The sequence below is a fragment of the Myxococcus sp. AB036A genome (genome assembly GCF_006547355.1).
GTDB lineage: Bacteria > Myxococcota > Myxococcia > Myxococcales > Myxococcaceae > Myxococcus > Myxococcus virescens.
Genome location: NZ_VHLC01000028.1, coordinates 82,543 through 88,609, shown reverse-complemented (window position 1 = coordinate 88,609; position 6,067 = coordinate 82,543). Strand labels below are relative to the sequence as shown.

Sequence of the window (6,067 nt, the reverse complement as noted above, 5' to 3'; positions counted from 1 at the left end):
GCTGCCTCAAGGCGCCGCTCCTGCTGCTGCTCGGCGGAGAGCCGGCGAGGCTGCCAAGCCATGGGAAGTGCACCTCCTCACGAACTCAACAGCCTCGCTCTTAACCTCACTCCCTGAAGCTCATTAGTGAAAGGCATGTTCGAACACCGAGAGGCCCCACCAAGGCATCGACGGGCGCACGCCGGAGGAGCGCGCAAAGGAGACGCCGCTCGCCGAGGTCATCGACCTCGATGCCTTCCGGCGGCGTAAGCTCCAGCGCCGCGAGTACGCGCACGGGCTACTCCGCGGCTACGCGCTCGCCGAAGATGTCCCACCCGCCAAAGCCGCCTGACCATGAACGCCACCGACTTCACCACCTCGCCCCATGCTTCGACCACGGCGCGAACGGGCGCCCTTTGCCTGGAGCCCGCCATGAAGCCCCGCAGGCTCCAGCCACATCGCCCAGGACACGCGCGAGTTGCTGCGCAGCTCGAACCACGTACGTATCCTCGTGATGCCACCTCATGTCTCGTGGCTCAACCAGGCCGAGTTGCTGCTGTGGGCATTCAGCGCGCGCTACCTGCAGCACGGCGATTGGAAGCGCCGCTCCGACTTCATCGCCCACCTCGATGTAAGCTGGCTCGAGTACAACCGCCTCTATGCCCATCCCTTTACCGGGTTTTGGACTCGGGCCAAGATGCACGACTGGTTCGAGCGGCACCGCCGCTGTCTATGTTGGATTACTTCGCGGACACTCCACTAGCAGGTCACGGGCCGGGCCTCAGGCAGTCTTGCCTGGCGGCCCACCCAACGGCCTGGTGACGCGAGGCAGCGTCACCGAGAAGCAGGTCCCCGTGTCCGCCGACGACGCCACGTCCAGCCAGCCTCCGTGCGCCGTGACGATTTGCGACACGATGTAGAGCCCCAACCCCAGGCCCTGGTGCTTCGGCTTCGGCTGACCCGGCTCGGGGGGCACTCCGTGGAACGGCGAGAAGAGCCGCGGGCGCAACGACTCGGGGATGGGCGGCCCACCGTTGTGGACCTCCACGCGCTGGAAGAGCGAGTCCTTCGCCGCCAGCCGCACCCGCACCGAGCTCCCCTCCGGACTGTGTTGAAGCGCGTTGCCCAGCAAGTTCGACAGCACCTGTCCCAGGCGCTCCTCGTCCCAGATGCCGCGTGACTCGCCGTCCACCTCCAGCCGGACGCAGCACTCCGGATGCGCGGGCTCCAGCTCGGAGATGATGCGCCGGCACACGTCCTCCATGCACACCTCGTGGGGACGCAGCGGGATGCCACCCGCCATGCGGGCGCGCGTGAAGTCGAGCAGCTGTTTCACCAGTCGCGCCATCCGCTCGGCGCTCCCGTCGATGCGAGCCACCACGCGCCGCACCTCCGGGGGGAGCGTGTCCCGGGCCAGGAGGGCCGCGGAGGACAGCCGCACCGCGGCCAGTGGATTGCCCAGGTCGTGGCCCAGCACGCCGATGAAGCGCTCCTGGAAGCGCGCCTCCTCCTCGCGCTCCAGCTCCTGGCGCCGCCGCGCGGTGACGTCCCGGCAGATGGCGAACAGGCCGTACACGGTGCCGTCTCCGCGGCGAAGCACGCCCTTCGTCGTGTGCCAGATGCGGTCCGTCCCCGGGCCGCCTTCCGCCCCTTCGTACGTGGCCGTGTGCCCGGAGCTCATCACCTCGCGGTCATGCGCCAGCGTCGGCGCGGCCCGGTCTGCGCCCAGCAGCTCCGCGTCCGTGCGGCCCAGGATTTCGCGCGGGGCCCGGTGGAAGGCGCTCGCGGTGGCGGGATTGATGAGGATGTACCGGCCCGACACGTCCTTCACGTAGATGGCGTCGGTGGCGCTCTCGATGACGGCGTGCAGCAGGTCATGGTCGCGCCGCAGGGCTTCTTCCGCGGCCATGCGCTCGGTGAGGTCCTCCAGGAAGAGCACCACGCCGTCGTCACACGGGGACACGCGCGCCAGGAGCCACACGGTGCCCATGGGCGACTGCCGGGACACCCGCGCGACTTCTGGCGCGCGGCGTGTCACCACGCGGACACACGCACTGAAGAGGCCGCCGTCCCACGCCCACGGCGCTTCCTCCAGCAGCCGGTTGTGCACCAGGCTGCCCTCCTCTCCGCCGAGCCAACGCTCCGCCTGCACGTTGGCGGAGACACACTCGAAGTCGACGATGCTGCCGACCGCGGAGCGCACGCTCCGCAAGACGACCACCGCCTCGGAAAGAGGTTCGTCCCCTTCGGTGCCCTGGCACCTGTTGATTCCACGGCCAGATGACATGTCGGCGTGGCCCCCGATGCTGCCGTTGTGAGCCACCCTAACCCCGCAGCAGGGGGTGGGGCCAACCGGTCCCCGGGGTGGCTTAACAGTGCCCGAGCTAACCAGAGCTTCCGATTTCTCCTGTTTCGCTCGACAGCCGAAGTGCTCCGTCGTTGACCTGACAGGGTGAGACTTCTAATTACCCTGGGGCCCTCAGGGTCCACTCATGGACACTCCCTTCATACAGACGCAGGACCGCGGCGCGGCGGGCGACCCCTTCGCCCAGGTGGTTGACGAACTTCGGGCGGGGCAGCGCGTCCGGACGCAAGGGCTCAAGGGGGCGGCGCGCGGACATGTGCTCGCCCGCCTGCATGGCGCGCTGAAAGCGCCGCTGGTCTGCGTGGCGGTGGACGAGGAAGCCGCCGACGCGCTCGCCGCCGACCTGTCCTTCTTCCTGGGCGGCCAGGGCAGCCTGCTGGCGCCGCGCGTGCTGCGGCTGCCCGCGGACGAGGTGCTGCCCTACGACGAGGTGTCTCCCGACGCGGCGGCCGTCACGGAGCGGCTGGGCGCCCTCTTCCACCTGGGGCAGGGCACGCGCTTCCCCGCGCTGGTGTTGTCGGTGCGCGCGCTGCACCGCAAGGTGCTGCCGCTGTCAGTGATGCGCGCGCTGGCCGCGCGAGTGGCCGTGGGGCAGGACTTCGACCGGGACTCGCTGGCGCGCCGGCTGGTGCGCATGGGCTACCAGAACAGCCCCCTGGTGGAGGACGTGGGCACGTTCAGCGTGCGCGGCGACCTGCTGGACGTCTTCAGCCCTCTCTACGACAAGCCCGTCCGCCTGGAGTTCTTCGGCGACACCATCGAGTCCATCCGCGCCTTCGACCCGCAGTCCCAGCGCACGGTGGACGCGCTGAAGGAAGTGGACCTGGTCCCCGCGCGCGAGGTGCTGCTCACCGACGAGACGCGCCCGCGCGCCGAGTCCGCCGCCCGCGCGGTGGCCGACCGCATCAACCTGCCCACCATCAAGCTGCGGGAGCAGTTGGACGCCCTGCGCGAAGGCCTGCCCGGCTTCGGGATGGAGGGCCTGCTGCCCGGCTTCTTCGAGGGCGGGCTGTCCACGCTGTTCGACTTCCTGCGCGACTGGAGCCCCGAGGCGCCCGTCATCTACCTGGACGACCCGCTGGGCCAGGACCGCGCGGCGGACACGCTGTGGGAGGAACTGGAGCGCTCGCACGGCGCGGCCGAGGCCCGGCAGGAGCTCATCTGTCCGCCGCTGGAGCACTTCCTCTCCCGTGAGGACGTGAACCAGCGGCTGCAGTCCTTCCGCGTGCTGGAGGGCGGTGGGCTGTCGCTGGCGCAGACGGAGCGCCCGCCGGTGCACTTCAGCTTCGGCGGCACCCAGGACCTGCGCGAGGCCATCCTGGCGCACCACGGTGAAGAGGGCGCGCTGTCCCCGCTGGTGGAGCGGCTGGAGCGCTGGCGCGAGCTGCGCGTGGCCTGCGTGGTGGCGTGCGGCACGCTGAGCCAGGCGGACCGGCTGAAGCGGCTGCTGATGGACCGCAACGTGATGGTGAAGGTCCACACGGAGCCGCTGGAAGACGCCGTGGCGCTGTACGAGCCCTCCATCCGCGCGCACCTCTTCACGGGCGAGGTGAGCCACGGCTTCGTGGATGGGCCGGGCGGGCTCGCGGTGCTGGCGGACGAGGAGATTTTCGGCGCGCGCGCGCGCCGGCGTCCCAAGCGCAGCAAGAAGCTGGACGCGTTCGGCTCCGGCTTCGGGGACCTGAAGGAAGGCGACCTCATCGTCCATACCGACTTCGGTATCGGCCGTTATTCGGGCCTGACGAAGATGGAGGTCAACGGCGTTCCCGGGGACTTCCTCGTCCTGGAGTACGCGGGCCGGGACAAAATATACCTGCCGGTGGGCCGCATGCGGCTCATCCAGAAGTTCTCCGGCGGCGACCCCACGCAGGTGCAGCTGGACAAGCTGGGCACCACGAGCTGGGAGAAGACGAAGAAGCGCGTCAAGGAGCAGCTGCTCAAGATGGCGGCGGAGCTCCTCCAGATTGCCGCCGCGCGCAAGGCGCACCCCGGCCATGCCTTCAGCGCGCCAGACCGGTACTTCGCCCAGTTCGAAGCGGACTTCGAGTTCGAGGAGACGCCGGACCAGGCCAAGGCGATTGAGGACGTGCTGGCGGACATGCAGAAGCCGGAGCCCATGGACCGGCTCGTCTGCGGCGACGTCGGCTACGGCAAGACGGAGGTGGCCATGCGGGCCGCCTTCAAGGCCGCGCTGGACCGCAAGCAGGTGGCGGTGCTGGTGCCCACCACGGTGCTGGCGCAGCAGCACTTCCTGTCCTTCAAGAAGCGCTTCGCGGACTACCCCGTCACGGTGGAGGTCATCTCCGGGATGAAGAAGGCGCCGGAGGTGCGGGAAATCCTCAAGCGCGCCAAGGAGGGCAAGGTCGACATCCTCATCGGCACGCACAAGCTGCTGGGCGGCGAGGTGGCCTTCAAGGAACTGGGCCTGATGATTGTCGACGAGGAGCAGCGCTTCGGCGTGAAGCAGAAGGAGTCGCTGAAGAAGTGGCGCTCCCAGATTGACGTGCTCACGCTGACGGCCACGCCCATTCCCCGCACGCTGCACATGAGCATGTCGGGCGTGCGCGACATGAGCATCATCGCCACGCCGCCGCAGGACCGCCGGGCCATCCGCACCTTCGTGATGAAGTACGAGGACACGGTGGTGAAGGAGGCGATTGAGCGCGAGGTGGCGCGCGGCGGGCAGGTGTTCTTCGTCCACAACCGCGTGGAGTCGCTGCCCTCCATCGAGACGCAGCTGCGCGCGCTGGTTCCCCAGGTCAGCATCGGCGTGGCGCACGGGCAGATGGGCGAAGGGCAGTTGGAGAAGGTGATGCTCGCCTTCACGGAGAAGAAGTACCAGGTGCTGCTGTGCACCAGCATCATCGAGAGTGGCATCGACATCTCCAGCGCCAACACGATGATTGTGAACCGGGCGGACCAGTTCGGCCTGGCGCAGCTCTACCAGCTCCGTGGCCGCGTGGGCCGGTCCAAGGAGCGCGCGTATGCGTACCTGCTGGTGCCGTCGCGGCGCGCGGTGACGAAGGACGCGCAGCGGCGCCTGGAGGTGCTCCAGAACTTCACCGAGCTGGGCGCGGGCTTCTCCATCGCCAGTCATGACCTGGAGATTCGCGGCGCGGGCAACCTGCTGGGCGACAAGCAGTCGGGCGCCATCGCAGAGATTGGCTTCGACATGTACGCGCAGCTCCTGGAGGAAGCCGTCGCGGAGATGCAGGGCCAGCCGCCCAAGGTGCAAATCGAGCCGGACGTCACGCTGCCCATGCCGGCGCTCATCCCGGACGACTACGTCAGCGACGTCCACCAGCGGCTCGTCTTCTACAAGCGCTTCAGCCAGGCCAGCCACCCGGACGAAGTCACGGACCTGCGCGCCGAGCTGGTGGACCGGTACGGCGAAGCCCCGGACGAGGTGGACCACCTGTCCGAGCTGACGCTGCTGAAAATCGACATGCGCGACCTGCGCCTGCGCGGGCTGGAGGTGGGCACCACCCGGCTGGTGGTGACGCTGGGCGCGGACGCGCTGCTGGATGGCCCCAAGGTGGCGGGGCTGGTGCAGCGCTCCAAGGGCGTCTACCGCCTCACCCCGGACATGAAGCTCATCGCCCGCGCGCCCCAGGGCGCCAGTGGCCAGGACCTCATCTCCGAGGCCAAGAAGGTGCTGAGGGATTTGAGCCACTGCGCACTGCCGCAGGCGTAGGCGCCGACCTCGGCGGCCGTTCCGCCGCC

Annotated in this window: 3 protein-coding genes; 2 read left to right on the top strand and 1 reads right to left on the bottom strand. The window is 69.0% G+C overall.

Features of this window, described 5'->3' with window-relative positions; translation table 11 throughout:
* The first annotated feature begins 493 nt into the window (after positions 1 to 493).
* Positions 494 to 742 (top strand): hypothetical protein, encoded by a 249-nt coding sequence (locus FL344_RS14390; RefSeq protein ID WP_194863110.1) that lies wholly within the window; start codon positions 494 to 496, stop codon positions 740 to 742.
* An 18-nt stretch (positions 743 to 760) separates the two neighbouring features.
* Here FL344_RS14390 and FL344_RS14385 read toward each other — a convergent pair whose 3' ends face one another.
* A complete protein-coding gene (locus FL344_RS14385; RefSeq protein WP_141588237.1) occupies positions 761 to 2,200 on the bottom strand; it encodes a PAS domain-containing sensor histidine kinase in 1,440 nt (479 codons plus the stop codon).
* A 271-nt stretch (positions 2,201 to 2,471) separates the two neighbouring features.
* Here FL344_RS14385 and mfd point away from each other — a divergent pair, with 271 nt between their 5' ends.
* Positions 2,472 to 6,038 (top strand): transcription-repair coupling factor, encoded by a 3,567-nt coding sequence (gene mfd, locus FL344_RS14380; RefSeq protein ID WP_141618934.1) that lies wholly within the window; start codon positions 2,472 to 2,474, stop codon positions 6,036 to 6,038.
* Positions 6,039 to 6,067: the final 29 nt, after the last annotated feature.

Coding starts and splice junctions, on each gene's coding strand:
- mfd (WP_141618934.1), top strand. CDS start 2,472: ATGGACACTCCCTTCATACAGACGCAGGACCGCGGCGCGGCGGGCGAC.
- FL344_RS14390 (WP_194863110.1), top strand. CDS start 494: ATGCCACCTCATGTCTCGTGGCTCAACCAGGCCGAGTTGCTGCTGTGG.